This is a genomic window from Halorussus salinisoli (genome assembly GCA_005239435.1).
Taxonomy (GTDB): domain Archaea; phylum Halobacteriota; class Halobacteria; order Halobacteriales; family Haladaptataceae; genus Halorussus; species Halorussus salinisoli.
In genome coordinates this window covers 138,386-153,605 of record SZNP01000011.1, presented here as the reverse complement: position 1 = coordinate 153,605, position 15,220 = coordinate 138,386, and the positions used below count along the sequence as shown (strand labels likewise).

Sequence of the window (15,220 nt, the reverse complement as noted above, 5' to 3'; positions counted from 1 at the left end):
AACCTCTGAGAACCGCTGGCTTCGTTCGAGGTGTTGGCCGATTTGTTCGAGAATCTCGGTATCGATGCCACAACAGTCTCCGCGACGTCCTCGTCGTCACCCGGCCGGTCGTCAGGCATCGACTCTGGCACCACCGCTCGACGGATGGCCGTTCTGCCGCGCTGCATCTAACAGTTCTGCCCGTCGCTCCAGTGTTTTCCACTCACTCACCGCCTCCCACATTTCTTCGACCGCCGACTCTCCAGTATCGTCCACGAGCGACACGTCATCCGGACTGTTTGCGTCGAATCGCGTCCGGTACTCCTCAAGTTGCTCCATCGTCTCTTTGAGTTCCTCGACGATTTCACTCTCGGAGTACTGTTCTCGAATCTGTTCGATTCTGCGCCACCGCAGATACGACTCGTTTCGCTCGTATCTTACCGGCCGCCCCGGAATCTCGCGCGTCATCCCCATCGAGGTGAACCATTCGAGGTAGTCACGTGCGGTCTCGGTGTCGCAGTTTGCTTGGTCTGCGATTTCAGCGACCTTGGTTGGGGTACGGAGTTGTAAGATGACACCGAGCAATCGTTCCCGCGTTGGCCCACCTTTCAGGACCTCTTCGGGTGCATCCCACTCGGTGAAATCTGGTGGTTCCTCGTCCGGGTCTCGAACGTCCTCGGGGGTGTCAGTCAAATCCATCACTATCCTCCTCCTGTTTCCTAACCTTTCGGCAGTATCGGTCATATATCTATCGTACGCTGAATTATTTCTGCCCCATGTAACGGAGCTTGTCGCTCCGTTCAATAGTGGACGTCTGCTGGGACGATCCAGAGGTTTTCGCCCTCGTCGAGGATTCGGTCGAGGTGGTCTCGATGCCGGATACCGCTGGCGTGTTCGTCGTACAGGAAGATAGTCGGCCCCTCGTATGCGCCGACTTGGTGGAACGCATGCCGGGCAAGCCCTTTGTCGCGCATGATCTCTTCGTCGCTCAATTCCTCGAGCGCGTCCCTCACGCGGACAAGATTCCGCTCGAACTCATTCTTCGTCGCGTCCCACCCACGTTCCAGTAGTTCCTGACCCTCGTCAGACTTGACGGGCGCTGCTACTGGCAGGTCGCACCACCGGGCGTTACCAGCGACTGACGTGCCCGACTCATCGAACGTCACGTAGTAATCGAACACCGCAGTTGCATGTGGGCTAGCTCCGACGAGTCGGTCGAACACCGTCCTTCCAGTCGCGAGTGCTTCGTCTTGTGTTGATGCCTCTACTAGCGAGTAAATCACCATATGCATTGGTTCTCACTTCGATCTGCCGACGCCCATGACGGCACGCCGCGCTACTACTTGGTGCGCCGGCACTCATTGCCGGCACAGAAAAACTACAGTTGAGATTAATTATTTAACAGAGGAGAAGTCGCGGGCAGACCTGTAGTTAACCAATAAACCCGATATCTGCTGGTGTGTTGGTTAACTATCTTCGCTCTTATATAGAAACGTGGAAAGAGGTCATTTGCTTATAGTGGCTTCAGATCGAGTGGCTGGTTAGCATTCAAATCGCCAGACTGGACCAGAGTCTGAACGTGTCAGATCGTCTTTCCACAGCTTTGCATAAGATTGACTATCTTTCTGCGAAGAGAGAAACCCGCCGTTTACGGCGGGGAGGATGTCACTGGGATGACCACAGGCTCTCAAGCCGTTGCTCTATCGCCGTGAACACGGTTGAGTACACTTCGAGTGGATGGAGTGAGGGAAGTTCAAGATCCGTAATCTCGGTCGCAGTTGGGGGCTGATGGAAGTGCAACCGTGTGTTGTGAGTGTTTGGATGGCGATCCCAGTGGCACTCCCACTGGTCTTCGTTGTGTTCTTCGACATAGTGGACTAAGAAGTCGCCAGTCGTAAACCATCGGATGTCGAGGCGAACCGCTGTCACCGAGTCTGGGTAGCGTCCAGTATCAAGTAGTGCTTGGAGCAGACGCGGTTCGTAGGAGTCAGGGTCGAATGCTGTCTCGGCGACGAGCGAATCCGACGCGAGGTGTCGCTCTAGGAGGCGCAACGTCTGTCGGTCCGTTGGCCCTGTCGAGTCAGGCACTGAATCTTCTGGGGGCTGACTCATTTAGGCTGGAATCAGATGTCCATCGTTCTGCGAGAGTTGGCGAGCGAGTTCGTACAGCCGAATATCCCGAATCACGCCCTGCCACTCGCTGACTGCAGTCATCCGTTCGTGGATGGTTTCATGATTGTCGTAGTCGAACACAGAGACGTCTGCCGGCTCTGTTGTCCCAAACTGGGATTCGTATTCAGCGCGCTGTTCTTCGAGTGCTTTCACGCGGTCGATTATCTCTTCGAGAGTGAGTTCGTCTGCGATCCGGCTGGCGTCCTGCCATTCGAGATACCCCTCGTTTCGTTCGTACTTTGGAGGACGACTGTCTCTGTCTGCGCGGACGATACCCATCTCTGTCAAACGATCAAGATGCTTTTTCGCGGCGTTTGAAGAGCAATCCGCAAGCTCTGCGATCTCGGTATACGTCGTCGGCGACGTAATCCCGAGGATAACATCGTAGACGCGGCCAAACGTATCTGTTCCTTCCTGCCACCGTCGTTGCGAACCCTCGGATTCTGGGGCTGGATCAAACTCTGTCATAGCTGACTGTACGCAGTCGCGCTCAATATATCTTCGCGTTCTTCAAATATATGTGAGTCTGAGTCGGTCTGTTGTTAGGACAGCAAATACCCTCAGCATTGCTCCGTAGCGAGCTGTGACTCGTTCCTTATCTCCTCTACCAAATCAACCATCGATCAAGAGGGAGGCGTGAATCGGTCTGTAGTTAACCAACAAACGCCGAAATACGCGTTCGTCTGTTGGTTAAGATTGTCTTCCCGTCTACTGGTCTGCTTTGGGTTCTGGCCCGTATCGAGGCATTCCGCAGACCTGGCACTCCCACATCGGCTGAGCACTCCACTCGCCGTCAGGGACGGTCTCAAAGTCGAGGAATCGATGGGAAGTATCGCAGCCGCACTCACGACACTCAAGGTGTCTCCTGTTCGGTCGCTCGCGTTGGTGGCTGTCCGTTGTGGTCTCTTCGACAGATTGTTGGAGTGCAACCGCGGGTACTAGCCACACATCGTCTGGGCTCTCAAGAAGGGTCCCAAGACGATCTTTGCTGTGAATCTCGTGTCCACTTTCGTCGTAGAGGAACGTCGCATGTTCGCCGTCGTGACGTGACCGCGTCGTGTCCTGCCACACAGTTCGCTCACGAGCGATTTCGAGTAGCTGTCTGCCCTGTTCAGACGTAACCCGTGTTGCCTCAGGGAGCGAGGACCACTTGTCGGCAAGTTGTGGTGCAGGCTCCTCGTCGAATTCGGCAATTAGCTGGCAGTCGTCGACCGCGGAGTCTCTGTCGGTCTTCGCAAGGAGAGTGGCCGCCGCAGTACCCTTCGCGATGGCGCTGTAGAACGTCGACGCTTCCATAACTAGATGAATGACATGTAGGAGTGTCCACTTGGTATCTGACGTAGACTGTTCCTCCTCGGAGCTATCGAGGTGATTCACCAGACAGAACCTGCACTTGGTCTGGCTCGCAGGAACAGATGCTCCACAGGAGGAACACTCGCTTCCCGTTGCTGTCGTCTCGTTTGGATATCTTGCAGCGACTGTGTCCAGTCGTTGCTGGCTAGACTCCTTGTCGCTACTGTTGGAGAGTTTGTCGTCAGGGATATGCGTCGCTTCGCCGAGTGGCCGAAGTTCTTCGTGGTTAGAGTCCCGCTGAGTCATCGAGTAGTGTCGTAACCTGCTTCGCCTTCGTATGGCTCTGTTGAAATCCTCAGAGAGTTACAGGTTCGATCGGTAGTTTGACCGGATGCAAGCCCTCCCAAAGTCGCGGGTACTCCGGTTTGTTGAGAAGGCATTTCGCTTGGCTCGTCGAGCTGTCGCTCGCTACTCTTCGAAGTTCTCGAAACGACGGTACTCACGTCATCAGCACATCGTTCTCCTGTGTCTTAAAATGCGGAAGGACACGACCTATCGAACTCTCCTCGACGAACTTATCGAGATGCCCCGCATTCGGAAAGCGATTAACCTCACCGAACTCCCTGCGCCGTCAACGCTGTGCAAAGCGTTCGACAGGCTTGGTATGGCGGTTTGGCGCGTCCTGCTCAACCTCTCGGTCACACTCCTCCCGACTAACGGTGTCGTCGGGATCGATGCCTCCGGATTTGACCGGAGTTACGCCTCGAAACACTACACGAAGCGAACGAAGCTGACGATTCAGCAGTTGAAAGTTACACTTCTCGTGGATACGAGAGCGAATGCCATCCTCGATCTCCACGTGACGACGACCAGAAAACACGACTCGAAGATCGCGCCGTCGCTCATCGAGCGGAATACCGGTAAAGTAGCGATTCTCCTCGGCGACAAGGGATACGACGACCAGAAGATTCGCGCGTTAGCCCGTGAAGATGGCATTCGTCCCCTGATCAAGCACCGAGAATTTTCGTCGCTCCACAAAGCGTGGAATGCTCGGCTAGACGCCGACCTCTACGGGCAACGTAGTCAGAACGAGACGGTGAACTCTCGCCTTAAACGGAAATATGGCGCATTCATCCGCTCACGGCGCTGGTGGAAGCAGTTCCGTGAACTCGTTGTCGGCTGTCTCACTCACCCGGGTTTTGCGCAAACAGAATCTCCGCCGCATGCTGGTGCGGTTCGTTCCCGGAGTCATCGTCAAATACAATCTCGTCGTATTGAATCGTCTTCCAGTCCTCGTAGTGGTCTGCCAGTTCGCCCAGATGGTAAAAGTACTCGTTTTCCGTCCAGTCCGGCGGCGTTGGGATATCGGGGTGGTCGACGAACGCGAAGATAGCGTGAACCCCGTTGGCGTTCGTTTGAGACTTGAAATGGTCGAACTGTCGATTCCGGTTTTCAGGATGGATATACTGGACTGTTCCTGCCGAGTAGACAACATCAACGCTCGTAGGGAGGGTCAGTCCGTTTGCATCTGCCCGAATCGTTTCAATATCGACGGCTCGACGCTCGGCGAGTCGTTTTGCCTTCTCCAAACCGTTCCGAGACACATCGACAGCATACACTTTCCACCCGTGCTCGGCGAAGAGAACGGAGTCCCTCCCTTCGCCAGCTCCGATGTCGATAGCTGTTGGTTCGTTCGCTACGCTGGACGCGATTTCGACCGTTCGTTCGGCCATTTGGTTCGGTTCCGCTCCCCAGTAATACTCTTCCTTCCCATAGACTTGTTCTCGCTCTTCAGAGTTCATCGCTTGATGCTTCTTAGCCAACCCGGTTAATAGTGGTAGACTCGCAGTCCTACCTAACGGCTGTTTCAGCGGAAAGGTGTCGAACTAATAGGATTTCAACAGAGCCCTTCGTATTTAAACGATAGCCCTTGATCAACTCATCCTGAGAACTACAGCCTTGTTGAAATCCTCTACTGTTGATAGGATGGAATTGCCTATGCGCAATATAAGAGACACACCTATCGGCGGGAGAATCGAATTGTCGGAATCTTGTTAGTCAACCCGTGCGAGATACAGAGGTTCCATGCAGCACGGCGGCTTCTTTTCTTTCGTGCCGGAGACGTTGAACCAGCTGCTCACTGAGCCTGTGAATTGAGTGTTTTGGGTTACCGAGGAGTCCGAACACTGCCCCGTCTTCGGCTCCGTTTCTGGAGATAGAGTGTTCCAACGATTACCGCACCGATAATCGGGGGAATGAACATCCCAACAAAGGCTCTTGTGACAGAGGTTGTTGATAGCCTCAAGAACGTTGTGGGAGTTGGTTTGGAGTCGATGTGTGGCTCCACTTGAGACCGAGTAACCCCGGGAGTTGAGAGTCTGATGTGGCGGTCTGTGCATATTTAAGCGGCGGGGTTCGCGAGATGCGCCGTCAGGACTCGCGCCACTTGTGGCCGCACTCGACGCAGGTGAACAGCCGAACCTCGTAGGAGCCGCCCGGCTTCGGCATCATCTCGTAGTAGGCCCGGTCGCTGTCGCAGTCGTCCGCCGGACAGGGCTCCTGCATCGTCTCGGTGGAGCCCTGGGTCGCGTCGGCCACGGCGGGTGCCCCGTCGTCCTGCTGTCCATCCTGGGTCGTCATCGCCGCTTCTGCTTGCGAGTCCCGCGGCTCCTCGTTCTCACAGGAGCGACACACCCACGTGTCGTCCTCCGTGTGCATCAGCGAACCACACTCGTCACAGAATTGCATATATAGTAGGAATACACGGTTGTCGGATATATGTGTTAACTTCCGATCCGTCGTGGATTTCAGGCAACTGCTCATGCTGACTGTACTGAGTTATCGAAGAGGCAACAGGCAACGTTTGATCTTGCCCGACATCTATCAACTGGCCACGGGGTGTAGTAGATATGGCTCAGAATCTCGGGACGAAAGTGGACGTCGGTGTCGGAGTCATCGGAATTATAGAAGACGAGAGGCGAAAACCCACCCCTTTAGGGGTGGGATGAAGCCGTCACGATGGGATACATTCCACCGGCAGCACTATTGCCGGATGTCTCATCAGTCATCTATCGACGAGCACTCAAGGAGGACCTCATTCGCGGGCGGTCCATCGAGAGTGTCGCGACCAGCTGTCTCTACGCCGGCTGTCGCCAAGAGGACATCCCACGGAGTCTTGAAGAGGTGTCGGAGGTATCCCGCGTTGAGAAGAAAGAGATTGGTCGGACGTATCGGTACGTTACGAAGGAACTCAGTCTTGAGATGGAACCCGTTGATCCCAAAGAGTACGTGCCACGGTTCAGTTCCGACCTCGGGGTGAGTGAGGAAGTGAAAATGAAGGCGAACGAGATTATCGACGAGTCCGCCGAGCAGGGCCTGCTCTCTGGGAAGTCGCCGACGGGGTTCGCCGCCGCGGCGATCTATGCGGCGTCGCTGCTGTGTAACGAGAAAAAACTCAACGCGAGGTCGCCGAGGTCGCGCAGGTGACGGAGGTCACGATTCGGAATCGATATCAGGAACAGATCGAAGCGATGGGCCTCCACTGAGCAACTGCGGTATCGAAAGTGAGGGTCCGGCGGAGAAGAGGGTTTTCCTGTCCTCTACTTCTATGACAAGAATGCGGACGTTCATGGTGGATGGGTGTCTCTAGAGTAGTGATGGAGAACCCGCCACCGTCGCAGTCGTTACCGGCATATACAGAGGAGGTGCTCGAAGCCCTGAAGCCCGAAATCGAATCGACAGCAAACGGGCTTCCGCGAGACCAAGCCGAGACGTACTTGGACAGCGCGGGGTTTGAGCCAGCGACGGTTGACACTGCACTCGACCACCTCCTCAACAACGGCTACATCTATATCGTAAACGACCAAATTCGGCTTACAGAGAGCAATCTCTGAGCTATCGGTTGGAGCGAATACGACACTGGCCCAGCAGAAGTCAGTGACCGTATAGTGAAGCCTCGTCTTAACAGCAGATGCAGAGTTCGTCTGGCAGGCCGTACGTCGGGCAGGTCTGTCTCCCTATACCAGTATATGCGGGATGATACGGCTCATCGTCTTTGGAGTTTCCGAGTCCTGAATCGACCGGGTGGCGGCCTGGTTTCGGTACGCGCCAAGCTCCACTGCAGTTGTCGTCGAGAGGGAGGCACCGATTGAGAATCAAGAGCCACAGCAATGTGTTGCGGCATGGAACCGAACAGTCGACTGCTGTGGCGAAAGCCTGGCCGCGAACGGCACGTGGGCCGTGAGCGGCCTGGACCGTGGAGGTGGTGGGAGGTGGCGGTGATTGCACCACACCAGCAAAAAAGGGGTGTGATCGGGCTATTCCCACCAGCGACCGCGCTCGGGGAACAGGATGGTCGTCCACCCGGTCACGGCGAGTGAGACACGTCCCTCGTACCAGTTCCGGGCCGCCCCACGGATGCACACCTGCTCGCCTTCTTCCATCCACGGCGCATTCGAGTTCTCCCAGACCGTTACCCGAGTTCGCCCACTTTCGTCTGCGATAAGCCCAACCTGCGCAATACTCGGATGCGAGGGCTCCCACAGAGTTTCGACACAACCCTCGATGCTGACCTCCTTGCGATTAACGTCCTCAAGTTCCCCAATCGGAATCACCTGTCCCGGCGCCGTCTGCAACTCCTCGTGAACGCCGACGACTGCACTCATCATGCTCGCTCCTTCGATCACGCGCTCGGCCAGTCGCCGACTGATTGCCGCTTTCGTCCATCCATCCAACTTCTCGCTCAATCGTTTTGCCTGCTCGTTCACGCTCGCTAGCTCATCTTGCGTCAATTCCTCGCGTGGGTCTGGACGCTCCGGATCCGCCATTGGGGTCACGCTTGCCGCCCGCTTTTGGAACTCCCGACGTCGCTCCTTGCTCCGCTTCGCCGCGATGTCTCGCGCTCGCTTCGCCCGGCCATCCTGCCGACTAACTTGGCCCCGGACGCTAATGCGCTCCAGTTCGGCTTCCCGCGCTCGAATGCGCTCCTCTTGTTCGAGTGTTGCACCCTGAATTCGTTCTTTGTTCGTCTCCTTGATTCCGTCCGGGTGGTTCGCATCCACCTTCGCTTGGGTCTCTTGCTTGACCGTCGCTCTAAGCTCGGGCGTCTCCTCGACGACCTCGAAACCGTCTGCATCGACTGCTGCTTCGTCCGCCTGTTCGAGTGCCTGTTCATCGACCGAAACGACCTTGCCGCGTGCGTTATTACTAGACATTGGAACTCCAGGTTCCTGAAGGCGCTCACGCGCCCGACACCGCGATGCTCCAACATCGCGGATTTCCTCGACAACCACAACCAACAGACCCATCTGCGCTCTCGCTCGCGCCTTCGCGCGCCCCCTTGGGGCGCGAGCGAGAGCGCAATCTAGGAAAGTGAGTCATCCAGCACCGCGCGTCGACCCGGCCGCCGCGAGCGTCCAGCGGAGTATGCGTCGCGGGGTGAGCACCCACGGCGCGCCACCCCCGGCGGATACCCGCTGGCGTCGAAGCCAGATTCACTTTAGCCCGGCAGTCCGCCCGCTACTGCAGGCAGACCGCCCGGAATGGTCGGTCGCGAGCGACGCGGCGGCCGGCACGCGGCGAGCGGGGCGGGCCGTTGAGAGCCACTTGTCTTGTCGGCCATATCAATCGGCGAATCAACCACCGTCCTGGTGAACTCAGAAAGGGCGAGGCCGTCTCGGTCATCCCCCGACCCTGCAAGCACCACAGGCACGAGGAGCGCAGCTGTGGCCGCGGGATGTCAAGCGGTCGAGGGCTTCCATCCTGTAGGTTTCCTGTCTCGACGGACAGTTATCTGTTGCAAGATAGCGAAGTAACTTATATATCGATTCGGTACTATGCAACAGTATGCTCACTGAAGGCGAGGTTCGCGCCCTTACTGCCCTCCACGGTGAGCAGACGGTCTCTGAACTCGCAACGAATCTCGATCGGAGTCTCAGCTACATCTCAGAACTCGTTGAGCGGCTAGAAACGGCTGGCCTCGTCGAGACAACCCGACAGGGGAAAACAAAGCAGATCCGACTGTCGGATGCAAAGGCGCTCGAGTTACTCACGGACCTCACGCAGCAGTATTCACACATCGACTGGCCGGAGCTGTTGTCAGGTGCAGCCCTCCGTGTTTGCTACTACCTCGATACCCCACGGACCGTGACCGATCTCGCACGCCACGCTGACGTCCACAGAAGTACCGTCCACCGTGCGCTTGCCCCACTTCAACATCGCGGAATCGTCTACCAAACCGACGACGGGGCGTACGCACTGAATAACGGCTTCGAACAGCTGAGCGTACTCGCTCGTGAGCTTGCCCATCACGTCCACCGTCAGACTGCCGAAGAACAGACCGACACGTACACGATTCTGTGGGAATCCCTCGACGAGTTCCTTGTCCAGACGACGACTGAAATCAGCGAGGAACACTTCATTCCGACAGGACCAGACCAATTCCAGCGATTTGGCCTCCCGCTGTTGGCACGTGACCGTCGATACTACCTCTATTCGGAGACGACGAGTGAGCTCTCGCCGGAGACATTGTGCTGCCACATGCTCGTGATCGATTCGGGCGCACGAACTCAGTCATACTGCCTGCTCTTGCTCAGTCACGTCGACATTGACCGCGACGAACTCCGAGCCCAAGCCGTCAAATACGGCGTCGACGACGTCGTCGACGAGCTTTGCACATATCTCGACACCAGCGGTGACCAGCGGACGTCTCGACTTCCTGAGTGGGAGGACTTCCAGGAACTGGCTGAAGAGTACGAGGTGACGCTATGAGGGCGCGATTCGATAGCTCATACATTCGCTCAGAACTCAAGCGCGTTGGCAAGCAGCTGGACAACCCACTCACCGTCTTCTTGATTGGCGGTGGGTCGATGGCGTTTCGCGGTCTCAAAGAGACGACCAAAGATATCGACCTCATCGTCTCCTCCGGCGACGATCTGAGTCAGTTACAAGCGGTGCTCCTCGAACTGGGATACGATATCGTCCGGGAACCGGACGAAGAGTACGAAGAACTTGGTGCCCAGCGAATCCTCGAGAACGATGATGGATGTCGCATCGACGTTTTCAACCAGCAGGTGATTGGCAAACTGATTCTGTCTCCAGGCATTCGTGAGCGGAGCGAACGGTACCTCGACCCGGGAAATCTCGTGGTTGAGCTCGTGAGTCCAGAAGACATCTTCCTGTTCAAAGCGGTTGCCGGTCGGGTGGACGACATCGAGGATATGTTTTCGTTGATGCAGACCGGCCTCGAGTTCGACGTCGTCGAAGCAGAACTCGAGACGCAGGTCGAACTATTGGACCAAGAACTGTTCGTGACGTACGTGAACGAAGCGTTGACCGATCTCACCGAACAACACAACGTGAGGACACCGTTGCACGACCCCGTTGCGGAGATTACCGAGCGCGTCTACGAGGAGCTCGAAGTGTTGCACGCGCTTGATGAACCGAAATCGGTGACTGACCTGCAACAGGAACTCGACTGGTCTGCAGCGGACGTACAGGAGATTGTGCGACGTCTGGAAGAGAAAGACGCCGTCGTGGTAGCCGATGGGCGCGTAGAACGTCGCTCAACAACGATCTGACCGCGAGGAGAAGGAAGTGAGGCCGTGAGACTCTGCTGAATCCCTTAGACTATGATAGGAAGTGCGTGACACATACAGAGTATGCGGTCAGCAAAATTTTCCTCGTTCATTCAGATACCTCTGCGCTGAAAAAGTCGCTAGTTAGCGTGGAATCCTTGCCTAGGGACCCAGGAACTACTACAATCGGCACATATTGACAACTTCTACTAAGTGATAGGGCGAGAAGACAGACGTCGTTGCAGGATTCTTGTTTGGGCGAACAGCGAAAGTAGAACGGGGTTCTATCAGATGAGAAGTCAGGGTTTTGCTTCGAAGACCAAACTGGTCGGCGTCTCGGCCGCCCGGCGTAAGTGCGTGAACCCGCCTCCGGTGACGACCTCTCGAGTTCGGTCCTCGCCCGCCTGCGCGCCAAGTCCGTACCCGACGTCTTGACTGAGCGAATTTGGCGTACAGGCAAGTGTCGAAATAGAGTATCCAAGGCGGCCAAATGGGGTAAGATTGTTTTCGACCCGGTCATCGGCATACGGTTCGACGATCATCCACGCACCGTTCTCACGTAGCGTCTCTCGAACGTGGGCAGCCACCCCGACGGGATCTCCCATGTCGTGGTAGCAGTTGAACATCGTGACGAGGTCGTAGTCGGAGCCGGTGTACTCCCTCGCGGTTGCCACTTCAAAGCTTACGCGGTCGGCCACGCCCGCCGCTTCCGCCCGCTCGCGCGCCACCTCGATCGAATCCTCGTGATAGTCGACGCCGACGACCGTCGAGTTGGGGTACGCTTCGGCCATGCGGATCGTCGGCGCGCCGTGACCACACCCCACGTCGACGATCCGCCCGCCTGATTTCAGCTTAGCATCAATGCCATCGAGCGCTGCGATCCAGTCGAGTAGGAACGCTCCGTAGGACGGCCCGAAGAAGCGTTCCGTGCCATGGAACACGTCCTCGTCATGTTCGTGCCAGCCGATGCCCTCGCCCGTTCGGAAAGCCTCCCGGAGTTCGGGACCTATCTTGGCCACTGACCCGACCAGCTGGAACGCACCGGGCATGAACACGGGGCTCTCCTCGTTGGCCAAGATGTGCGCCTGCTCCGGGGTGAGGTAGTATCGGTCAGTCTCGGGGTCGTAGGTCACGTACCCGCCGGCGGCCTGTGAGCGAAGCCATTCACGAACGTAGCGCTCGACGGTGTCGGTTCTCTCGGCGAGTTCAGCTGACGTGAGTGGCCCTGCGTCATCAAGTGTCGCGTAAAGCCCGAGTTCGTCACCGATGACGGCGAGTGCGGCATGGACTGTTGCACCGAGATCGACGAGGGATGTCTCCACGAGTTCGCTCAGTTTCTCTTCGTTTATCGGATCCGCTTGAGTATCAGTTCCCATGTTACTCACTTCCTGGCGCTGAGCGAGATGCTCTTCACGCCGTACGTCTGACACGCATTCACCGCCTGATCCGAGATGAATTCGTACTGGGTGTTGTCTTGAACGTCCCGCACCTCGAATCCGGCCTGTTCGATGAGCGCCGTGTAGCGGTCGACCTGCTCAGCCCCACCGATACAGGCCGCCCACAGGTCCTCGTTGTTCTTGATGCTCTCCGGCATCTGTGACTCGTTGATGATGTCCGAGAGTGCGAGTCGACCGCCGGGCTTGAGCACGCGATACGCTTCCTCGAACACCCGTCCCTTCTCTGCGGAGAGGTTGATCACACCATTGGAGATGACCACGTCGAACGACTCATCGTCGAAGGGGAGCGCTTCGATGTGGCCGTGTCGCACGTCGACGTTGTGAAATCCGTTCTTCTCAGCCAATTTTTGGGCCTTTCGGATCTGTTCGTCGGTCATGTCTACGCCGGTAACCGTTCCGGTTTCGGTAACGTGCATTCCGGCGACGAACAGGTCCATTCCCGAACCGCTGCCGAGGTCAAGTACGGACTCACCGGGGTGGATCGCCGCCAGATCGAAATGGTATCCCACACCGGCGAATGAATCAATCGCAGGATCGGGAACGTAAGAGAGATCTTCTGGATCGTATCCGAGTCGCTCGGCTAGCTCTCTGCCCATCTCGAAGTGGAACTCCCCGTCGGAGAACTCCGCGACGTCACGGTACATCGACTTGACCTCTCGTTCGAGTTTGTCCGTGTCTAATGATTTACTCATTGTTGTTCACCAATCAGTTGTCTCCCGCCGCTTCGGCGGGGGTTTTGATGCTTAGCTGGATGTCCTGAGCGAGTGAGAGTAGCGTGTAGACGGGCGCTCGTCGCGCCCACTCATCGATCAGGTCGTCGTCGATGTCCTCCCCATCGATTTCGACCTCCGCGGTCAGATTCTCGTACACCGAGTCGGCCTCCTTGAGTTCAGCGAGACTAAAGAGGACCGCTGGGTCGAAATCTGTCCGGACGCGCGTCCGAAGATGGTCAATGTCGACACCGTTCGCAGCGGCGTTGATGGTGATGCCGACATTGATACAGGCGGCGAGCGCAGACAGTGCTGCTTCGATGGGTTCGATTCGATCGGTCGCGCCGACCCACCCACCAGCATCCAGCACCTCCTTCCAGGCGCCGTACGGAACGGTATATTCACGCGTCTCGCGAGCGATGGTCTCGCCGCCGAGGTCGTAGCTATCGATCTTTGCCAGGCTGTGCGCGGCCGTCCCCTCGTAGGTCGCGGACGCCCCGAGGCCAAGTTGGACGGCTCCAGGATTCTCGGCTGCGTGTTCGGCGAATCCTTCGAGTGTTTCGAGGTCGATCCCATGTATTGTTTGCCGGTCGTCAGTCATTGTTTCACTGTACCTCCCGACAAGCGGCACAACGACCCTCGAGACGTTGTAGCTATTTTGTGCTATTCCGGCAGGTCCTGCCATTCTTTCAGCCACTGCACACGCGTCAACAGTTGCTCACTGAACTCTGCCGAGAAATCGATGCCCCAACCAGTCCGTCCTGCGAAGTAGAAGGGGAGGACACCGAGCAACCGGATGGATATCGCGATCACGCGACCGGGAGTGTCACTCCATGTAGGCTTCGGGGTTGACCGGTCGCGCGTCGATCTCGAAGGACGCATACATCGATTCTGCCCACTCGCGGATAGCCGGAACGTCGGTGTCGATCAATGCTTGGACCGATCCACTGTCCTGCTCGTAACAGCTGATGGTGACGCGGTTGTCCAGAAGGCCGATTCCACAGTGGGGAAGTTCGTCATGCTCAAGAACCATGAAATTGTCCCGTTTCTCTATCTCTAAACTGCGCTCGGGATACGTCGTGATGAAGTATGCATGACAACTCGGCCGGTCGATCAACGTCATGTCTACTCCGGCGTCAATCAACGAGAGGAGCGTGTCGAAGCAGGGCTCCATCAAGGCAACCTCGGGTCGAAGATAGCGGACCTCGTTCGTCTGCTGGAGAAGCGACTTAAATCGGTTCACAGGACGGTAGGGTGAATCGGGCTCCGGAAGTGTGACAGTCATCTCAGACCATGTCTCGGTCGGTACGTCAATCACCCCGTCTGGAAGCCAGTGCCAGATGTCACGTAGCTTCCGCTCGGTTTCGAAAAGGTCGATCAGATCCTCCATCCCGGCCGCGATGGCCTCTCCCAACCGTGTTGCCACATACTGGTACCCCTCCTTTCGAACCCAAGTGCGGTCTTCGAATTCGCTCAACGTTCGTCGGGCTGTCGACGACGACACTTCATTCAGCTCACAGAGTTCGGAGCGACTCCGGGGACGGTCCGTCAGCGAAACGAGCATCGGAATACGATGTTCGGATCGAGAGAGATACCCGATGTCGTCAATCGGCGACCCATTGACAAGTTTCCCCATGGCATACCTAGTCGATATACAATAATAACCATTCGCTTTGGGGTGTGGCAACTACATCCAATGGGATACATAGGGTGTGTCACTGTCAACGACTCCTCTATCTCTTGGAGAATCCTCAGAGAGAGTGCCAGAAAGACCCTTCCAACCCATACAGCATACCGGTGTCCGTAGACCGCCATAAACTCCTTCAGCGGCACGCAGATCGTCTGAACTAACCGATTCGGTTAAACAAATCTTGGCACGTCTTTGTGACCGATAAGCGCTCTGTATCCAGCACGGGTGTGAAAGACTATCATCAACTCGGCGGTTACAACGAACCCTCTGCAAATAGTCGGCCGCAAGCGACGCGGCGGCCAGCAGCGGCGAGCGGGGTGTGCCGTGGCAAAACATCCGGCCATC

General features: G+C 56.8%; 15 protein-coding genes and 2 pseudogenes. 5 read left to right on the top strand and 12 right to left on the bottom strand.

From position 1 onward, the window contains the following. Positions 1 to 111: 111 nt before the first annotated feature. The 5 genes from E2484_RS24110 to E2484_RS24090 all read right to left on the bottom strand — a co-directional run bounded on the left by E2484_RS24110 (position 112) and on the right by E2484_RS24090 (position 3,750). A complete protein-coding gene (locus E2484_RS24110; RefSeq protein ID WP_137287744.1) occupies positions 112 to 678 on the bottom strand; it encodes a DUF7342 family protein in 567 nt (188 codons plus the stop codon). A 101-nt stretch (positions 679 to 779) separates the two neighbouring features. Further along, positions 780 to 1,271, bottom strand: a complete 492-nt coding sequence (locus E2484_RS24105; RefSeq protein WP_137287743.1) for a hypothetical protein — start codon at positions 1,269 to 1,271, stop codon at positions 780 to 782. Positions 1,272 to 1,644: 373 nt separating this feature from the next. Further along, on the bottom strand, positions 1,645 to 2,091 hold the full coding sequence (locus tag E2484_RS26230; RefSeq protein WP_137287742.1) for a hypothetical protein: 447 nt from the start codon (positions 2,089 to 2,091) through the stop codon (positions 1,645 to 1,647). Next, positions 2,092 to 2,619 carry a winged helix-turn-helix domain-containing protein gene (locus E2484_RS24095; RefSeq protein ID WP_137287741.1) on the bottom strand — a complete coding sequence of 176 codons (528 nt, stop codon included), beginning with the start codon at positions 2,617 to 2,619 and terminating at the stop codon, positions 2,092 to 2,094. Between the two features lie 240 nt (positions 2,620 to 2,859). Next, positions 2,860 to 3,750: a biosurfactant protein 1 gene (locus E2484_RS24090; protein ID WP_137287740.1), complete on the bottom strand. Its 891-nt coding sequence runs from the start codon at positions 3,748 to 3,750 to the stop codon at positions 2,860 to 2,862. Between the two features lie 85 nt (positions 3,751 to 3,835). Between E2484_RS24090 and E2484_RS24085 the strand changes: the two are divergent. Continuing rightward, positions 3,836 to 4,636: pseudogene (locus E2484_RS24085) on the top strand (IS5 family transposase); the annotation flags it as partial. Here E2484_RS24085 and E2484_RS24080 read toward each other — a convergent pair. Together E2484_RS24080 and E2484_RS24075 are read right to left on the bottom strand one after the other, a co-directional pair. Further along, on the bottom strand, positions 4,629 to 5,246 hold the full coding sequence (locus E2484_RS24080; protein WP_137287739.1) for a class I SAM-dependent methyltransferase: 618 nt from the start codon (positions 5,244 to 5,246) through the stop codon (positions 4,629 to 4,631). The pseudogene E2484_RS24085 and the gene E2484_RS24080 overlap by 8 nt on opposite strands. Positions 5,247 to 5,874: 628 nt before the next feature. Then, positions 5,875 to 6,192: an RPA12/RPB9/RPC11 RNA polymerase family protein gene (locus tag E2484_RS24075; RefSeq protein ID WP_137287738.1), complete on the bottom strand. Its 318-nt coding sequence runs from the start codon at positions 6,190 to 6,192 to the stop codon at positions 5,875 to 5,877. Between the two features lie 303 nt (positions 6,193 to 6,495). Here E2484_RS24075 and E2484_RS24070 point away from each other — a divergent pair. After that, positions 6,496 to 6,989 (top strand): annotated as a pseudogene (locus E2484_RS24070) (transcription initiation factor IIB); the annotation flags it as partial. A gap of 111 nt (positions 6,990 to 7,100) precedes the next feature. Further along, the gene (locus E2484_RS24065; RefSeq protein ID WP_137287737.1) at positions 7,101 to 7,337 is read left to right on the top strand and encodes a hypothetical protein; all 237 of its coding nucleotides are present in this window, start codon (positions 7,101 to 7,103) and stop codon (positions 7,335 to 7,337) included. A 423-nt stretch (positions 7,338 to 7,760) separates the two neighbouring features. Here E2484_RS24065 and E2484_RS24060 read toward each other — a convergent pair whose 3' ends face one another. After that, entirely contained in the window at positions 7,761 to 8,657 is an 897-nt protein-coding gene (locus E2484_RS24060) for a DNA-binding protein (RefSeq protein WP_137287736.1), read from the bottom strand. 631 nt (positions 8,658 to 9,288) lie between these two features. Between E2484_RS24060 and E2484_RS24055 the strand changes: the two genes are divergently transcribed. Together E2484_RS24055 and E2484_RS24050 are read left to right on the top strand one after the other, a co-directional pair. Beyond that, positions 9,289 to 10,212: an HVO_A0114 family putative DNA-binding protein gene (locus tag E2484_RS24055; RefSeq protein WP_137287735.1), complete on the top strand. Its 924-nt coding sequence runs from the start codon at positions 9,289 to 9,291 to the stop codon at positions 10,210 to 10,212. Then, positions 10,209 to 11,021: a DUF6036 family nucleotidyltransferase gene (locus E2484_RS24050; protein ID WP_137287734.1), complete on the top strand. Its 813-nt coding sequence runs from the start codon at positions 10,209 to 10,211 to the stop codon at positions 11,019 to 11,021. Before E2484_RS24055 ends, E2484_RS24050 begins: the two co-directional genes overlap by 4 nt. A 296-nt stretch (positions 11,022 to 11,317) precedes the next feature. Here E2484_RS24050 and E2484_RS24045 read toward each other — a convergent pair whose 3' ends face one another. From E2484_RS24045 to E2484_RS24030, 4 genes are all read right to left on the bottom strand, one after another. Continuing rightward, positions 11,318 to 12,394 carry a class I SAM-dependent methyltransferase gene (locus tag E2484_RS24045; RefSeq protein WP_137287733.1) on the bottom strand — a complete coding sequence of 359 codons (1,077 nt, stop codon included), beginning with the start codon at positions 12,392 to 12,394 and terminating at the stop codon, positions 11,318 to 11,320. 5 nt (positions 12,395 to 12,399) lie between these two features. After that, entirely contained in the window at positions 12,400 to 13,167 is a 768-nt protein-coding gene (locus tag E2484_RS24040) for a methyltransferase domain-containing protein (protein ID WP_137287732.1), read from the bottom strand. Positions 13,168 to 13,180: 13 nt separating this feature from the next. Further along, positions 13,181 to 13,786, bottom strand: a complete 606-nt coding sequence (locus E2484_RS24035) for an OsmC family protein (protein WP_137287731.1) — start codon at positions 13,784 to 13,786, stop codon at positions 13,181 to 13,183. A 225-nt stretch (positions 13,787 to 14,011) separates the two neighbouring features. Then, the gene (locus E2484_RS24030; protein WP_137287730.1) at positions 14,012 to 14,821 is read right to left on the bottom strand and encodes a helix-turn-helix transcriptional regulator; all 810 of its coding nucleotides are present in this window, start codon (positions 14,819 to 14,821) and stop codon (positions 14,012 to 14,014) included. Between the last annotated feature and the right edge of the window lie 399 nt (positions 14,822 to 15,220).

Coding starts and splice junctions, on each gene's coding strand:
- E2484_RS24110 (WP_137287744.1), bottom strand. CDS start 678: ATGGATTTGACTGACACCCCCGAGGACGTTCGAGACCCGGACGAGGAA.
- E2484_RS24105 (WP_137287743.1), bottom strand. CDS start 1,271: ATGCATATGGTGATTTACTCGCTAGTAGAGGCATCAACACAAGACGAA.
- E2484_RS26230 (WP_137287742.1), bottom strand. CDS start 2,091: ATGAGTCAGCCCCCAGAAGATTCAGTGCCTGACTCGACAGGGCCAACG.
- E2484_RS24095 (WP_137287741.1), bottom strand. CDS start 2,619: ATGACAGAGTTTGATCCAGCCCCAGAATCCGAGGGTTCGCAACGACGG.
- E2484_RS24090 (WP_137287740.1), bottom strand. CDS start 3,750: ATGACTCAGCGGGACTCTAACCACGAAGAACTTCGGCCACTCGGCGAA.
- E2484_RS24080 (WP_137287739.1), bottom strand. CDS start 5,246: ATGAACTCTGAAGAGCGAGAACAAGTCTATGGGAAGGAAGAGTATTAC.
- E2484_RS24075 (WP_137287738.1), bottom strand. CDS start 6,192: ATGCAATTCTGTGACGAGTGTGGTTCGCTGATGCACACGGAGGACGAC.
- E2484_RS24065 (WP_137287737.1), top strand. CDS start 7,101: ATGGAGAACCCGCCACCGTCGCAGTCGTTACCGGCATATACAGAGGAG.
- E2484_RS24060 (WP_137287736.1), bottom strand. CDS start 8,657: ATGTCTAGTAATAACGCACGCGGCAAGGTCGTTTCGGTCGATGAACAG.
- E2484_RS24055 (WP_137287735.1), top strand. CDS start 9,289: ATGCTCACTGAAGGCGAGGTTCGCGCCCTTACTGCCCTCCACGGTGAG.
- E2484_RS24050 (WP_137287734.1), top strand. CDS start 10,209: ATGAGGGCGCGATTCGATAGCTCATACATTCGCTCAGAACTCAAGCGC.
- E2484_RS24045 (WP_137287733.1), bottom strand. CDS start 12,394: ATGGGAACTGATACTCAAGCGGATCCGATAAACGAAGAGAAACTGAGC.
- E2484_RS24040 (WP_137287732.1), bottom strand. CDS start 13,167: ATGAGTAAATCATTAGACACGGACAAACTCGAACGAGAGGTCAAGTCG.
- E2484_RS24035 (WP_137287731.1), bottom strand. CDS start 13,786: ATGACTGACGACCGGCAAACAATACATGGGATCGACCTCGAAACACTC.
- E2484_RS24030 (WP_137287730.1), bottom strand. CDS start 14,821: ATGGGGAAACTTGTCAATGGGTCGCCGATTGACGACATCGGGTATCTC.